The 15,495-nt window shown below is 44.2% G+C and carries 12 protein-coding genes; 10 read left to right on the top strand and 2 right to left on the bottom strand.

Annotated features, from left to right (window positions below; all coding sequences use genetic code 11):
- Window positions 1-15 precede the first annotated feature (15 nt).
- Genes AC04Q4_RS07220 through AC04Q4_RS07210 form a run of 3 tightly spaced genes read left to right on the top strand, consistent with a single transcriptional unit; the run spans window position 16 to window position 5,605 of the window.
- Window positions 16-3,555 carry a DUF5717 family protein gene (locus AC04Q4_RS07220; RefSeq protein WP_476388781.1) on the top strand — a complete coding sequence of 1,180 codons (3,540 nt, stop codon included), beginning with the start codon at window positions 16-18 and terminating at the stop codon, window positions 3,553-3,555.
- Window positions 3,552-4,826 (top strand): DUF5716 family protein, encoded by a 1,275-nt coding sequence (locus AC04Q4_RS07215; protein WP_476388780.1) that lies wholly within the window; start codon window positions 3,552-3,554, stop codon window positions 4,824-4,826. The genes AC04Q4_RS07220 and AC04Q4_RS07215 overlap by 4 nt, the downstream gene beginning before the upstream one ends.
- Entirely contained in the window at window positions 4,823-5,605 is a 783-nt protein-coding gene (locus AC04Q4_RS07210; RefSeq protein WP_476388779.1) for a hypothetical protein, read from the top strand. The genes AC04Q4_RS07215 and AC04Q4_RS07210 overlap by 4 nt, the downstream gene beginning before the upstream one ends.
- 208 nt (window positions 5,606-5,813) lie before the next feature.
- Here AC04Q4_RS07210 and AC04Q4_RS07205 read toward each other — a convergent pair whose 3' ends face one another.
- Window positions 5,814-7,046: a hypothetical protein gene (locus tag AC04Q4_RS07205; protein WP_476388778.1), complete on the bottom strand. Its 1,233-nt coding sequence runs from the start codon at window positions 7,044-7,046 to the stop codon at window positions 5,814-5,816.
- A 176-nt stretch (window positions 7,047-7,222) separates the two neighbouring features.
- Between AC04Q4_RS07205 and AC04Q4_RS07200 the strand changes: the two genes are divergently transcribed.
- The 7 genes from AC04Q4_RS07200 (at window position 7,223) to AC04Q4_RS07170 (ending at window position 14,386) form a co-directional block, all read left to right on the top strand.
- Window positions 7,223-7,945, top strand: a complete 723-nt coding sequence (locus tag AC04Q4_RS07200; RefSeq protein ID WP_173737318.1) for a LytR/AlgR family response regulator transcription factor — start codon at window positions 7,223-7,225, stop codon at window positions 7,943-7,945.
- Between the two features lie 91 nt (window positions 7,946-8,036).
- Window positions 8,037-8,924: a transporter substrate-binding domain-containing protein gene (locus AC04Q4_RS07195; protein ID WP_476388777.1), complete on the top strand. Its 888-nt coding sequence runs from the start codon at window positions 8,037-8,039 to the stop codon at window positions 8,922-8,924.
- Between the two features lie 202 nt (window positions 8,925-9,126).
- Complete coding sequence (locus AC04Q4_RS07190; protein ID WP_173737316.1) at window positions 9,127-9,777, top strand: amino acid ABC transporter permease; 651 nt, start codon at window positions 9,127-9,129, stop codon at window positions 9,775-9,777.
- Window positions 9,778-9,798: 21 nt separating this feature from the next.
- On the top strand, window positions 9,799-10,491 hold the full coding sequence (locus AC04Q4_RS07185; protein WP_173737315.1) for an amino acid ABC transporter ATP-binding protein: 693 nt from the start codon (window positions 9,799-9,801) through the stop codon (window positions 10,489-10,491).
- A 122-nt stretch (window positions 10,492-10,613) separates the two neighbouring features.
- Complete coding sequence (gene purB, locus AC04Q4_RS07180; RefSeq protein ID WP_118624081.1) at window positions 10,614-12,047, top strand: adenylosuccinate lyase; 1,434 nt, start codon at window positions 10,614-10,616, stop codon at window positions 12,045-12,047.
- A 108-nt stretch (window positions 12,048-12,155) separates the two neighbouring features.
- Window positions 12,156-13,430: an adenylosuccinate synthase gene (locus AC04Q4_RS07175; RefSeq protein ID WP_119240432.1), complete on the top strand. Its 1,275-nt coding sequence runs from the start codon at window positions 12,156-12,158 to the stop codon at window positions 13,428-13,430.
- A 134-nt stretch (window positions 13,431-13,564) separates the two neighbouring features.
- On the top strand, window positions 13,565-14,386 hold the full coding sequence (locus AC04Q4_RS07170) for an HAD family hydrolase (RefSeq protein ID WP_173737314.1): 822 nt from the start codon (window positions 13,565-13,567) through the stop codon (window positions 14,384-14,386).
- Between the two features lie 613 nt (window positions 14,387-14,999).
- Here the strand turns inward: AC04Q4_RS07170 and AC04Q4_RS07165 are convergent.
- Window positions 15,000-15,287 carry a hypothetical protein gene (locus AC04Q4_RS07165; protein WP_476388776.1) on the bottom strand — a complete coding sequence of 96 codons (288 nt, stop codon included), beginning with the start codon at window positions 15,285-15,287 and terminating at the stop codon, window positions 15,000-15,002.
- Between the last annotated feature and the right edge of the window lie 208 nt (window positions 15,288-15,495).

Raw genomic sequence — 15,495 nt, 5'->3', positions numbered from 1 at the left:
CGAGGAGTATATATTTTGAAAAAGAGGATAGAACAGCTTCTTAACGGAAAATTTATTTATGAACAGCCGGGGCTTCTGTTTTCCCAGGATGAGATCTCCGTCAGTCTTAAAGCAGGAGATACGACAAAGAATGAGATCTATTTTGGAACAGATGATAACCGCAGAATCAGTGGCTTTGTCACATCTTCAGACAGGCGGCTGGTACCGGGATTTGACCGCTTTTCAGGAACAACGGTGCGTATGCCGTATGGAGTAGACGCAGAAGGAATGGAGCCAGGCGAGTGCTTTGAGGGATGGCTGTGTTTTACAACAAGCATCGGAGAATATAAACTTCCGTTTAAGGTAACGACAAAAACAGAAGAAGTGAAGAGTTCTGGCGGCAAGGTTTCTTCACTGGATGAATTTATCCGGATTGCGAAGAGGGATTCCCGTGAGGCATACAGGATCTTTACTGAACCTCATTTTTCCCTGATCCTTAAAGATCAGAGTGAGAAGATCCGTGCCCTTTATGCTGGATTGTCCCAGCAGCCGGTGACATACCAGCATCTGGAGGAATTTCTGATAGCTGTAGGTGCCAAGGAGAAAGTAACTCTGGAATTGAATAAAGATGAGGCGAATTTCTATGATGTCAGAGAGACTGTTCAGGAGTCACTTTACATCCACAGAAGCGGCTGGGGACATTTGCGTGCTGATATCGAAGTAAACGGAGATTTTCTGGAAGTCAGCAAACATGTTGTTACGGAGGACGATTTTATCGGAAGTGCCTGCGAAGTGAATTACGTGATTCACAGAGAGAGAATGGGTCGAGGCAACCAGTACGGGGAGATCATTGTACGGACTCCATATCAGAAGCTGATCTTTGGGGTGCTGGCATCCCGCGGAACAGAGAGTACTGTAAATATCGATCTTCTGGAGAAACAATACAGGGCTGAGATGATCAGGGAATATTTGGGATATGTCTGTGGCAGAGTGGATTTTGATACCTGGACAGCGAATGCCCATGAGCGTTTTAACAAGCTTGGTGAGAACGGGCTGAAATATCCGGAGTATGAGCTTTTTGAGGCATATGTCCTTCATCTGGAAGGTAACGATGAGGAAGCAGAGAAGATTCTGGCGCGATATCAGAACAAGTCCTTTCATCATAATGAACTGGAACTGGCCGGAATTTATCTTTATCTTTGTGTGGAGACCGGTATTTACGGAGATAAATCCCAGGCTCTGCGTAAGATCCAGAATTTCCAGATGCAGAAGGAGGACAGTTTTATCCTTCTGAAGCTTTTGTTTGACATGGATCAGAATCTTTCCCCATCCAGAAAGATCTTTCTTATGGAGGAACTCTTTGAGAGAGGATGTACAAGTCCGTTTCTGTATCTGGAAGCATGGAACAGCATCTGCAAAGATATGTCGCTGCTTCACAGAATGAATCGTTTCTGGGCGCAGGTATTCCTTTTTGCGGGCAGGGAACAGATGCTTACAGAGGAGCTTGTGATGCGTCTGTCTTATCTTTCAGGTTACGAGAAAACATTTAATGAGAGCCTTTACCGTGCCATGGTCATGGGATGCGAGGCATTCCCTGAGGATGATACAGTTGAGGCTATCTGTAAATACATTATGAAGGGAAATCCGAGAAGGGCAGAATATTTCCGCTGGTTTTCCAAGGCTGTGGATCGGGGAATCCGTATCACAAGACTGTATGAATATTATGTGGAAACACTGGATACCTCTTACAGAAGAGCACTGCCGAAGCCGCTTCTTATGTATTTTACTTATAACAACAATACACTTGGAGATTCTAAGCGCGCATATCTTTATGCCTGCATCATCGCTGAGAAAGAACGTGATCCGCAGACTTATGAGAGCTACAGGGAGAGCATGAGAGAATTTGCTTTGCGCAAGCTCCGTGAAGGCCGGATGAATGAGAATTATGCAGCTGTCTACCAGGAATTTATGAGGGAACCGGGAAACAGTGAGGAAGCACAGGTAACTGCTTCCAGAATGTTTACCAGCAGATTGTATACAGATGATCCTAAGGTACGCAGTGTGATCGTCCGACACAGACAGATAAATAAGGAGGAAATCTATCCGTGTATTCACGGCGTTGCCTATCCACGCGTTTATACGAAGGATGCAGCTGTTGTTTTCCAGGATGAGAAGCAGAGACGTTATGCTGCAACTGTGGATTACAACCGTTCTCCGCTATTTGACGACAGGGAGATGGTTCCGGCAGTTCTGGAGAAGGGAGCAGATGAACCGGGTGTGCTGCTTTATTACTGTGAAAGCCATGAGATTACCAGAGAAAATCTGGGAATTTTCCATAAGCTGGTACGTTCTGCTGCTTTTACCGAAGAGTACAGATGTCTTGTGCGAAAAAGAATTCTTGATTATTACAGTGCCCACATCCAGGGAGAGGATCTGGATGTATATCTTAAAAGAATGGATTACCGTGAATATGCAATGGTGGATAAGAAGACACTGCTTACGATCCTGATCCAGAGAGGGCTTTTTCCACAGGCAATGAGTGTTGTGGAAGCCTTTGGTTTTGAAGGTGTGGATGAACGTGCACTTCTGAAGCTGGTCAGCAGAATGATCATCCGCTGTGACAGTGCGGAGGATGAGGAACTGATCGCCCTTGCTTCTTATGTATATCGTACGGGGATCTATGACGAGGTAATCTTGCAGTATCTCATGAAGTTCCGTTTCGGACCTGTGGATGAACTTCTGGATATCTGGAAAAGTGCCTGTGGTTTTGAGATGGATACCTACAAGCTGGAGGAGAGGATCCTTTCTCTTCTGATGTATACGTCAGATTACAGGGAAGAAGGAGAGAAGATCCTGAAAGCGTATGTCAGCCATTCCGGAAAAGAGCGTGTGATAGGAGCTTACCTCACTATGAAGGCTTACGGAATGTTTGTAAAAGACAAGCCGGAGACACCATGTATCTGCGAGTACCTGAAATGCAGACAGGAGAAAGAATGGCCTGGTGACAGGATCTGTGATCTGGCACTTCTGAAAATTCTTTCTGAGGAGAAAGATTCTGATGAAGCAATCCTTGCGCTGGAAGAGAAGATCCTTGCTTCCTGTGTAAAAGAAGGTCAGATGTTTGCATTTTTTGCAGATCTGGATCAGTCTATCCTGCAGCCTTACCAGCTGGATGATAAGACATTCGTGGAATATCATGGTTCTCCCGAGGATTCCGTTACACTGTATTATTCTTTGGATACAGGGCTTGGAACTGCACCGGAATATAAGAGCGAACCGCTGCGTAATATATATGAAGGAATTTTTGTGAAGACATTTACTCTGTTTTACGGAGAAACCCTGCGCTATTACTTCCAGACAGAGGATGCAGACGGAGTGCATAAGACAGATGAAAAAGTTCTTACAATGAACCAGACTGATGACAGGGCATCCAGTAAATATCTGCTGATCAACCAGATTCTCTGTGCCAGAAAACTGGAGAAAGAACAGGAAGTCAGGGAGAAGCTTGAACAGTATCTTCGTCAGGAACAATACGTCAAAGAAATGTTTATCATAGAGAAGGAATCCGAAAGATGAATGAAATTCGTGATCTGATCATAGGAATCGATATAGGAAAAGAATATACGCAGATCTGTTACTACGACAGAAAGGCAGAAGAAGCCCGTTCTCTTTCCATGAAGGTGGGAACCAGTCAGTATGAGGCACCGGGATGCCTCTGTTACCGTGCAGAACATGATGATTATTGTGTGGGACTGGAAGCGGAATATTTTGCCAGGGAAAAAGGCGGCATCATGGTTGGAAATATTTATGATATCTGCCGCAGGGAGGAGAAACCTCAGGTAGCAGGAGAAGAGAAAGATCCTGCAGAGCTTCTGTCCTGTTTCTTAAAGGGAATCCTGAGATTTCTCGGAATTCAGGATATCGTAAAAAATACAAAGTGTTTATGTATCACCTCACCGGAGCTTACAGGAGTTCAGGTGCGGAATTACCAGAAAGCCTGCAGCCTGGCTGGTTTTCCGGCTGAGAAATACATGCTTATGGATTATGGTGAGAGTTTTTATTATTATGCACTGGGCCAGAAGCGTGAAACATGGAACAGAAGTGTAGGCTGGTACACATTTATAGGAGAGAACGTAACGTTCCGCAAACTGACGATCAATGGATCTGTAAGACCGTTCCTTGTAAAAATGGAAGAACCGGTAAGTACACAGCTTCCATCGGAAGATGAGATCCGGGATGTGGAGTTCTGCCGCTTTGTGACCAAAACTTTGGGAAAAGAGCTTTTTTCCAGCGTACAGATCACAGGGGAAGGATTTGACCAGCAGTGGGCACAGCAGTCAGTGAGGCTTCTCTGCCATCAGGGGCGGAAGGTATTTTATGGAAATAACCTTTTTGCAAAAGGTGCCTGCATAGCCGGTAAGGACCGTCTGGAGGATAAGAAGCTGAAAGGCTACCGTTTCTTAAGTGATTCCCTTGTGACAACAGATGTGGGAATGGATATGCGTGTGATGGGCTCCCCGGCTTACTATCCGCTCATCGAAGGCGGTTATAACTGGTATGAGTGCGGAGCAGGCTGTGAACTGATCCTGGATGATACGGAGGAGCTGGTGTTTGTTGTGGGAATTCCGGATGAACCGGAAAAGAGGCGTGTAGCCATGTCTCTCCCGGGGATTCCCAAGCGTCCGAACAGGACAACGAGATTGTCTCTGGAACTGAAATATGTATCACCGAAAGACTGTGAGATCACAGTAAAGGATCTTGGGTTCGGAGAGATGTATCCATCCAGCGGAAAAGTCTGGAAGGAACTGGTACGTTGGGATGAGACAGAAGAAAGGAAACAGGCATGAGTGGATATATTTTATGTCAGGTAAGAAAAGCAGAGAAGCCTTTTTTCATAGAGAATATCAGCACCAACATCTATTCTATTGAAGAACTCTGCTATTATTTTTATAACAATCTGTATCTGATAGACAGTTCACTGATCAATCAGAAGCTGTGTACCTGGATTGAGGAGGAACTGGAACTGCCCAAGCTCGCAGCAAAACTTCGGCCTTATATCGGCAGGGAGGCAGGGCTTGAGGAAGTTTTGTACCCTGTTTTTAAGGAGATCAATTATCTTGCCTATGAAGAGCTTCGAAGCCTGAATGCAAGGATCGAGACACGAAATGCGGAAGCAGAAGAGATAAGAGAGAAGCGAAAAGGCGATGCACTGATGGAGAACCGGATGTATGTCAATGCCATCCGTGTTTATCAGAAGCTTATTGAGAAAGAAGATGCAGCTGCGATTTCAGATGAGATGAGAGAGCGGATTTTCCATAATCAGGGATGTGCCTACAGTTATCTGTTCCAGATGGATAAGGCTTTGGACTGTTTCTGGATGGCATGGCAGGTGAAAAAATTAGAAGAAGCTCTGAAAACATATCTTCTGGCATACAGAAGTGTGCATACACAGGAAGATTTTGAGAAGACAGAAGACGAACTGAAGGTGGAAGAACCTATGAAAAAAGAGGTTTCTGAAATTTTGAACTGTTTTATCAGTCTTCCCCAGGAGCAGATCGCTTCCGGGGAGACAGATCGTTTTCTGGAAGATATTACAAGAGAATATCACAGAAGTACAGGCTCATGATGAGAGCCCTTCAAGAAGTCCGAGCAGGAGCTGCCGGGCTTCTTTTTGTGTATAAACCGCGTCTTCTTCTGCGAGAGAACAGAGATAATCGTCCAGTGCCTGTCCGATGCTGGTCTCTTTCAGATAAATGCAGAGGAAGGTATCTTTCTCTGAGAGAAAGCAGAGAAATACAGAGTAATCCGACAGAACTTCCAGATGGATTCCTGTTTCAGAAAGAATGGAAGGTTTCAGAATTCTTGCATTTCTGATTTCCCATATCTGTATCCAGAAGATACTGGAGAGCTTTTTGGCGCACAGACTTTGGAAGAGGCGTCTGATGGTAGGAATACGGACCATTAAAAAGACCGGTATCTGCCAGCTTGCGAAGACCATCCAGGGTAAAATAATTGCAGGAGGTTTCATTAGCTGCGAAAGTAAATTGTGGCTGTTTCATAATTGCAGACAGCTGTGTATAGACCGGGCTGCAAAGATCAACATCTCTGTGAGTAAACAAAGCCTGGATAAATTCCGGACCATAGGACATCAGTGCAAGGCAGGGGTGGGATTCCAGTGCAAAATTGGTGGTAGCTTTTGACTGGAAGATCGCTCCGAAAATATTAAGAATCTGCTCAGGAGAGTCAGACTGCTGGAAAAGGCGTCTGGAATTGTTAAGGATACGCTGAAACTCCTGGTTATAAGAACGGACAACTTCCGGATTATCTGTGAAAATAAACGTCATCATGTCTGAGGAAAGAAGAAGCAGCCGTTTCTCTGTGATAAAGAAAAACGGATACAGTTCAAACTGCAGATCCTCACGCCCGAACCGGGTGTAGTAATAGTAAGGCTGGTAATTCTGGAAACCGGACAGGATCGGCAGGAGCGTGCAGAGAAAAGTATCCAGATTCATATTACAATCCGGTGATGTCTTGGGATTCTGGAGAAGCGGAAGAACCTGGATTACCGGCGGGAGCTTATGATACTGTGGATACAGATGGGCAAAAATCTGTACAAGAAGCCGGCAGCCAGCAGGTATATTGGTGCGGATCTGTTCTTCGGAACCGGAAAGCAGGATGTCTTCAAAAAGACTGAGAACTTTTTTCTCCACGTCAAAAGAGAATTCTCCTCTGTAAAAAGGCAGTGCAGGAAGTCTGCGGAATGCGGTTTGTGAAAAAGCCTGTTGAGAGCTGATCACACGGAGAAGCTCCTGGATATATTTTCGGTTATAATAAACTTCTTTTCCTATCTTTTCAATCTTATATAATTCCATCAGTTCCTGGCGCTGTGCAGGGTTGATACGGATGGAGTCACAGAACTGGCGGACGAAATCTGTGCCTGGCAGCCGTTTGCCTGTGATCATACGCTGCAGGGAAGTCCTGTCAAGTCCGGAAGAGGCAGATAGCTGATAGACAGTCTCTCCAGTGTTTTTGATGTATTCACGACATTTGCTGCTGAATTCAGACATTGTTTTTGTCTCCTTTTGATATATTATGGCATTATTATACGGAAATGGTTCATGATTTGCAATAATTTGTAAAAAAACAAGGCACAATTAGTAGCACATATTGAAAGACAGCCCATGGAAAAATAAAATAAACCTATAAGGTTTACATCGAAAAACAGGAAAGGGCAGCATGAACTATGGCAGTTATAACGATTGCAGTGTGTGATGAAGTGCGGAAAGATGCACAGAAACTGGTAAAGAAGCTTTCCGAGCTGATTCCGGAGGCAGAGCTCCTGGTGTACAGGAAAAGAGAGAGCCTTCTTAAAGGGCTGAAAGATGAACATAAGAGATGTGATGTCCTGTTTATGGGACTGGACGGAGAAAAGGGAGAAAGTCTGGAGACCGTACGTGCCATAAGGCTTGGGGGCAATTATGTTCCGGTCGTGTTGGTGGCGGCCAATGATCACTTCTATAAAGAAGCTTTTGAAGTGTTTGCATTTAACTATATCACTAAACCCGTAGGGATCGGGGAACTGGAGCATGTGATGAAACCGATCCTGCGCTCCTGTGAGCTGGATGGGGGAAAGGTGCTTCACTTTCAGTACAGAACGCAGATATATACTTTGCAGCACAGACGTCTGGCATACATATCAAGCAGCCTGCATAATGTGGTTTTTCACCTCACAGACGGTACAGTTATCCGGTGCAGGGCAAGGCTTACAGATTTTTCTGATCAGCTGGCGGACAGCAGTTTTCTTCGATGCCATCAGAGTTTCCTGATTAATCTGGAGAAAGTTACTTCCCTAAATAAGAACAGTTTCATAGTAGGAGGGGCAGAAATTCCCATTTCAAGAACTTATCTCAAGAATTCCAGGCAGAAATATAAAGATTATCTGGATCAGCAGAAGGTTCCCTCTTGACAGCTTCTTTTTGGTATGTTACTATAACCATACGCTTTCGCGTGGTAGAGTGACCACGTGATAAAGGAATGATAAATAAAGGAGAACAATCATGAAGAAGAGAACAGTTGCAGTAGTAATGGCGGCAGCGATGACAATAGGGATGATGGTAACAGGAGTCAGTGTACAGGCAGGTGTTGAGGATAAGACCCTGATCGTCGGATTTGATGCGGAGTATCCGCCATTCGGATATAAGGATGATAATGGAGAATATGTAGGATTTGACCTTGACCTGGCACAGGAAGTATGTGATAATCTTGGCTGGGAGCTTGTTAAGAAACCGATCAACTGGGATTCCAAGGATATGGAGCTGAATTCCGGAACGATTGACTGTATCTGGAACGGTTTCACCATTAACGGACGTGAGGATGACTACACATGGACAGATCCTTACATCAACAATGAGCAGGTGATGGTAGTTGCCAAGGATTCCGGAATCGAGAAGCTTGCAGATCTTAAAGGAAAGAACGTAGTTGTACAGGCTGCATCCGCTGCACTTGATGCGCTGAACAATGATGATAACAAAGATCTCAAGGACAGCTTTGCATCTCTTACGGAGAATCCGGATTACAATACAGCATTTATGAACATTGATTCCGGTGCTGCAGACGCAGTTGCGGTTGATATCGGTGTAGCCAACTATCAGCTTTCCCAGAGAGGCAAGGATAAATATGTGATCCTTGACGAGCCGATTCAGAATGAGCAGTATGGTATCGGATTCAAGAAGGGCAACGACGAGCTTAAGGATCTTGTATGGGATGAGGTTAAGAAGCTTGATGAGGCAGGCGAGGTTGACAAGCTTGCGGATAAGTATGAACTGGATAAGAGCATGCTCTGCATCAGCGAGGATAAGGATGCAGAAGATTCTGATTCCACAGAAGCTGACGCAGAGGAAAGTGCAGACAGCACAGATAAGGATGCAGATTCCGAGTCCAAATAAGAGCAGATAGTTTTATCAGAGAACTGTTCAACAGTAGAAATAAGAAACATAGCAGAAGCTATTGAGGTTTCTGCATAAAAAAGGAAATGAGGGTGCTTCGGTGCATATTGAAATACCGGGCACGCTCATTTCCTGTTGTTTACAGGAATTACAGGTATCAGTTCCATAAAAGGGACAGATACTCCGAACCAGGAGGAAAAAAATGAGTTTTAGTGTAATGCTTCAGCAGCTGGCAGGAGGAATGCTGGTCTCCATTGAGATCTTTTTTGTAACTTTGCTGTTTTCTCTGCCACTGGGACTTCTGATCTGTTTTGGCAGAATGTCCAAGAAAAAGATGATACGAAGAATTGTATCTGCTTACATATCCATCATGCGAGGAACACCTCTTATGCTGCAACTTATGGTTGTATATTTCGGACCATATTTCATTTTCGGCATCCGCATTTCTATGGGATACAGCCTGATTGCTGTATTTATCGCGTTTGCCATTAATTATGCGGCTTATTTTGCAGAGATCTACCGCGGGGGTATTGAGTCCATGCCTGTAGGACAGTATGAGGCTGCGAAAATTCTGGGTTACAACAGAGTGCAGACATTTTTCCGCATCATCCTTCCGCAGGTAATCAAGAGGATTCTGCCGTCCATCACAAATGAGGTTATTACGCTGGTCAAGGATACCTCTCTTGCATTTGTAGTTGCAGTAGCGGAGATGTTTACCATTGCGAAGCAGATCGCAAGTGCACAGACGACTATGATGCCTTTTGTGATTGCAGCTGTGTTTTATTATGTATTTAACCTGTTGGTAGCCATTGTGATGCAGAAGGTTGAGAAGAGTATGAATTACTACCGTTAATCGGAATGGAGAATATACAATATGAAATTATTTGAAATGAAACATATCAAAAAAAGCTTTGACGGACTGGAAGTTCTCAAAGATATCTCCCTTGATGTGGAAGAGGGAGAGGTTTTAAGCATTATCGGCCCTTCCGGTTCCGGCAAGTCTACTATCCTGCGCTGTGCAACAGGTCTTGAAACACCGGATAGCGGCGAGATCATCAAGCATGGTGATGTGGGACTGGTGTTCCAGCAGTTTAATCTGTTTCCGCATTTTTCCGTGATGAAGAATATTGTGGATGCACCTTTAAAAGTACAGAAAAGAAAAAAAGACGAAGTTTATGCACAGGCAAGAAGCCTTCTTAAGAAAATGGGTCTTGCAGATAAGGAGAAGGCTTATCCTTTCCAGCTTTCAGGAGGCCAGCAGCAGCGAGTATCTATTGCCCGTGCGCTTTGCATGAACCCGAAGATCCTGTTTTTTGATGAACCTACATCTGCACTTGACCCGGAGCTTACAGGTGAGATCCTGAAGGTTATCAAGGATCTTGCTCAGGAGCATATTACCATGGTGATCGTTACTCATGAGATGAATTTTGCAAGAGATATCTCAGATCGGATCATCTTTATGGATAAGGGTGTGATCGCAGTAGAAGGAACCCCAGAGGAAGTATTTTCTTCAGATAATGGAAGAATGAAGGAATTTCTGGGAAAATTCCACAGTGATATGGAGTAACAAACGGTTGCTTTTAAAGAGGCAATGTTATATAATTTCAAGAGGCGTGAATTAACCAGAGCCGGGCAGATAACGGACTTTTCGCCATTCCGGCCCGGATGTATGCAATCAGGAGGATAATAATGAATACAGACAGATATGTAAGCCCGCTGTCAGAGCGGTATGCAAGCAAAGAGATGCAGTACATTTTTTCCCCGGACATGAAATTCCGCACATGGAGAAAACTGTGGATCGCACTTGCTGAGACGGAGCGTGAGCTTGGCCTTAACATTACCCAGGAGCAGATTGACGAGATGAAGGCTCATGCGGATGATATCAATTATGATGTGGCTAAGGAGCGCGAGCGTCAGGTTCGCCATGATGTAATGTCTCACGTATACGCATTTGGTGTACAGTGCCCGAAGGCAAAAGGCATCATCCATCTGGGAGCAACCTCCTGTTATGTAGGAGATAACACTGATATTATCGTTATGACAGAAGCACTGAAGCTTGTACGCAAGAAACTTGTGAACGTTATCGCAGAATTGTCCAAGTTTGCTGCACAGTATAAGGATCAGCCTACTCTGGCATTTACACATTTCCAGCCGGCACAGCCGACAACCGTAGGTAAGAGAGCAACATTGTGGACACAGGAATTCCTGATGGATCTGGAGGATCTTGAATATGTTTTAAGTACTATGAAGCTTCTTGGCTCCAAGGGAACAACCGGTACACAGGCTAGCTTCCTGGAACTTTTTGACGGGGATCAGGAGACCATCGACAAGATCGATCCGATGATCGCAGAGAAGATGGGATTCAGATCCTGCTATCCGGTTTCCGGACAGACCTATTCCAGAAAGGTTGATACCCGTGTGCTGAATATCCTTGCGGGAATCGCTGCAAGTGCACATAAGATGTCCAACGATATCCGTCTTCTTCAGCATCTGAAGGAAGTAGAGGAGCCATTTGAGAAATCCCAGATCGGATCTTCCGCTATGGCATATAAGAGAAATCCGATGAGAAGTGAGAGAATCGCTTCCCTGTCCAGATATGTGATGATCGATGCATTGAACCCGGCAATCACATCTGCAACACAGTGGTTTGAGAGAACTCTGGATGACTCTGCAAACAAGCGTCTCAGCGTTCCGGAAGGATTCCTTGCGATTGACGGAATCCTGGATCTCTGCCTCAATGTTGTAGACGGACTGGTTGTTTATCCGAAGGTTATCGAGAAGAGACTGATGTCTGAGCTTCCGTTTATGGCAACTGAGAATATCATGATGGATGCAGTTAAGGCAGGCGGAGACCGTCAGGAGCTTCATGAGCGTATCCGTGAGCTTTCCATGGAAGCAGGAAAGAACGTGAAGGTAGAGGGTAAAGATAACAATCTTCTTGAGCTGATCGCAGCAGATCCGGCATTTAACCTGACTCTTGAGGATCTTCAGAAGGCCATGGAACCGTCCAGATATACAGGACGTGCCAAAGAGCAGACAGAAGCTTTCATTGCAAATGTGGTGCAGCCGGTGCTGGATGCGCATAAAGATCTGCTTGGCGTTAAGGTTGAGATCAACGTATAATGCTGTAAGCATAAAAAGAACACAGACAAGAATGTCAGTTTTCTGTGGATGATAACAGATAACGTGGCATTCCGAATAATAGAGAAAGACACAAGGAGGAACTGTGTTATGGTAACTGCAGTAGTAGGAGCAAACTGGGGAGATGAAGGTAAAGGCAAGATCACAGATATGCTTGCTGAGAAAGCCGATATCATCGTAAGATTTCAGGGTGGAGCCAATGCGGGTCACACCATCGTAAATGATTACGGTAAATTCGCACTTCATACACTTCCGTCAGGTGTGTTTTACGGACATACGACCAGTGTCATCGGAAACGGTGTTGCACTGAACATTCCTGTATTTTTTAAAGAGTACAATGAAGTGGTAAGCCGTGGAGTACCTGCACCGAAGATCCTGATCTCCAACAGAGCACAGATGGTAATGTCTTACCACATTCTGTTTGATCAGTATGAGGAGGAGCGTCTTGGCGGCAAGGCTTTCGGTTCCACAAAATCCGGAATCGCTCCGTTCTATTCTGACAAATATGCAAAGATCGGCTTCCAGGTAAGTGAGCTTTTTGATGAGGAAGCACTGAAAGAGAAGGTTGTACGTATCTGCGAGACCAAGAACGTAACACTTGAGCATCTCTATCATAAGCCTCTTCTGAAACCGGAAGACATCATGAATGAGCTGATGGAATACAAGAAGATGGTTGAGCCATACGTATGCGACGTATCTCTCTATCTCTGGAATGCACTGAAAGAGGGAAAACAGGTTCTTCTTGAGGGACAGCTTGGAACCTTAAAAGACCCGGATCACGGAATCTATCCGATGGTTACATCCTCTTCCACACTGGCTGCTTATGGTGCCATCGGTGCAGGCCTGCCTCCATATGAGATCAAGAAGGTCGTAACCGTATGCAAAGCTTACTCCAGTGCAGTTGGAGCAGGTGCATTCGTTTCTGAGATCTTCGGCGAGGAAGCAGATGAGCTGAGAAAACGTGGCGGTGACGGTGGTGAGTTCGGTGCTACTACAGGCCGTCCGAGACGTATGGGATGGTTCGACTGTGTTGCATCCAAATACGGATGCCGTCTCCAGGGAGCTACAGACGTTGCTTTTACAGTACTGGATGTTCTGGGATATCTGGATGAGATCCCGGTTTGCACAGGATATGAGATTGATGGAGAGGTAACAACAGAATTCCCGACCACTGTACAGCTTGAGAAAGCAAAACCAGTTATCGAGAAACTTCCGGGCTGGAAATGTGATATCCGCGGAATCAAGAAATACGAGGATCTTCCGGAGAACTGCAGAAAATATGTAGAGTTCGTAGAAAAACATATTGGATTCCCGATCACAATGATCTCTAACGGACCAGGAAGAAGCGACATCATTTACAGATAATTATTTTTACAGTATCAGGATTATGACAACAGGAAGCGCCGGGGAAGAATTTCTCCGGCGCCCTTTTGGTTCAAAGAGATATTCAGTTAAAATAACAGATAGAATAGCTGATGTATCATGTGAAAGGAAGCTCAATGAAAAATTTTAAAAGAATCGCGGCACTTGCAGGTGTTGTCATATTACTTCTTATATTCTGCCTTCCAATGGCATTTGCCTGGGGAAGCAGTGAAAACGCCCAGGCTTTGTTCCGGGGGGCTTTTGCGGCAGCAGTTCTGGTACCGATCGTAGCGTATGTTTTCTGGATGGCGTACCGGATCTGGGGAAATAAGAAACCGAGAGAGAATGAAAACCGTATGATCGAGAATATTATTTTTGATGTGGGAAATGTGCTGATGGGCTATGACTGGGAAGAGTATCTTCGGAGCTATGACTTCCCGGAAGAAAAGTATCAGAAAATCGCAGATGCAGTATTTCGAAACCCGATCTGGGAGGAACAGGACCGTGGACAGCATGAGGAGTCCTGGTATGTAGATAAATTTGTGGAAAGTGCACCGGAATATGAAGCAGATATCCGTGAGGTGGTACGACGTGATCCGGAGTGTATGCATCTGTATGATTATGCGGAAACCTGGGTGAAATATCTCAAAAATCAGGGATATCATCTCTATGTCCTTTCCAACTACGGAACTTATATGCTGGATCGTACAAAGCAGGATATGTCTTTTCTGAAATATATGGACGGAGTGGTATTTTCCTGTGATGTGCAGCAGATCAAGCCTGAGGTGGATATTTACAAAACACTTCTGAAGCGTTACAGCCTGAAACCGGAGAAATCGGTATTTCTGGATGATCGTGCCGTGAACTGTGAGGGAGCCGGAAAAGCCGGTATTCATACCATTCAGTTTGAGAATCTGAAACAGGCGGCGAAGGAGCTTGAGAAGCTTGGTGTGAAATGACCTTCAGTGTGAAAAGAGAAACGCAGAGGGCCTGCACCATCGCGAAGCCCTCTGCATTCTAAAGGGGAGGATATGATAAGTATCTCCCGGAACGGCATCTGTTATACAGAAAATATATAAGATCTTGTGATCTTTTTGACACATGTGGTGGTAAGTTTTTATTTTTAGGGTAACTTTAAGAAAGGTAAGCAAAAAATTATATTTTTACTTCCCATTTGATGCAAAAAGGGCTATATTGGACATGGGCAGTTACTGCTAACGGTAACAAAAGCTCATGGGTACCCTGGCAAATACTTCCTGTACAATATAAGCATATTTTTGGCTATGAAATGCTTTTAAACATAGTGGGGATTTTAGATCCCGGTATGCTGTTTTCTGTGACCATCTGAGATGGTAGAGTTCTTTTAAGTGATCCATATCAAAATCCTTTTTTTACAAGGAAATTCCTTAAGTAAATGACATTGGGAGTGAACAGTAACTCTGAAACAGTTAAGACAGGCGGAAAATCCGCCTGCTCTTGACATACAGATTTGCACCTGTTATATATAAAGAGTAAGGGCAAAAAGCTCTGTGAAAGAACTTTTCACCCTTTATTATCATAGAAGAATCTTATTTACAGACTTTTTCTCACAGTTTCTCTGTAGTTTACTATTGCTTTTTGGGCAGCATCAAAATCCTTTTCTAGTACATAAATACATGTTGTTTCATTCTTATGATCAATTCCCGATGCAAAAGTATGATAAAAAAACAAGAAAAAAAGATTATTGATAAATGTTGCTTTTTTCAATCTGGTTTCATAAGGAATATTATTTTCATTCAACGCTTGTGTTAACCGTACGAGATGATCCATATTATCAGTTTCACATAATTTAATTTTCCCATTATCCTGAATATACTTCATAAAACCACCTCCGTGCTATATGTACACATATAAGAATAAATAATTTCCTGAATCCGTGAAGTTCATCCTTTAAGTGAACCAACCTGCCAAGGGCAAGTTAGTTCCATGATAAAAATATACTTCCCTGTCTATTTTCAATACCAATGTCGTGACTCCAAGCGCTTATTGGGCAAAAAAAGGTACACGAAATAAGCCTACTATAAAATTG

Source organism: Blautia sp. HA8986 (assembly GCF_056504635.1).
This window is presented reverse-complemented; position numbering and strand designations above follow the sequence as displayed.

What these genes read in the sequence shown, in the direction of transcription:
- AC04Q4_RS07170 (WP_173737314.1), top strand. Translation starts at nt 13,565, where the DNA reads ATGAAAAATTTTAAAAGAATCGCGGCACTTGCAGGTGTTGTCATATTA.
- AC04Q4_RS07200 (WP_173737318.1), top strand. Translation starts at nt 7,223, where the DNA reads ATGGCAGTTATAACGATTGCAGTGTGTGATGAAGTGCGGAAAGATGCA.
- AC04Q4_RS07185 (WP_173737315.1), top strand. Translation starts at nt 9,799, where the DNA reads ATGAAATTATTTGAAATGAAACATATCAAAAAAAGCTTTGACGGACTG.
- AC04Q4_RS07210 (WP_476388779.1), top strand. Translation starts at nt 4,823, where the DNA reads ATGAGTGGATATATTTTATGTCAGGTAAGAAAAGCAGAGAAGCCTTTT.
- AC04Q4_RS07205 (WP_476388778.1), bottom strand. Translation starts at nt 7,046, where the DNA reads ATGTCTGAATTCAGCAGCAAATGTCGTGAATACATCAAAAACACTGGA.
- AC04Q4_RS07165 (WP_476388776.1), bottom strand. Translation starts at nt 15,287, where the DNA reads ATGAAGTATATTCAGGATAATGGGAAAATTAAATTATGTGAAACTGAT.
- AC04Q4_RS07190 (WP_173737316.1), top strand. Translation starts at nt 9,127, where the DNA reads ATGAGTTTTAGTGTAATGCTTCAGCAGCTGGCAGGAGGAATGCTGGTC.
- AC04Q4_RS07175 (WP_119240432.1), top strand. Translation starts at nt 12,156, where the DNA reads ATGGTAACTGCAGTAGTAGGAGCAAACTGGGGAGATGAAGGTAAAGGC.
- purB (WP_118624081.1), top strand. Translation starts at nt 10,614, where the DNA reads ATGAATACAGACAGATATGTAAGCCCGCTGTCAGAGCGGTATGCAAGC.
- AC04Q4_RS07195 (WP_476388777.1), top strand. Translation starts at nt 8,037, where the DNA reads ATGAAGAAGAGAACAGTTGCAGTAGTAATGGCGGCAGCGATGACAATA.
- AC04Q4_RS07215 (WP_476388780.1), top strand. Translation starts at nt 3,552, where the DNA reads ATGAATGAAATTCGTGATCTGATCATAGGAATCGATATAGGAAAAGAA.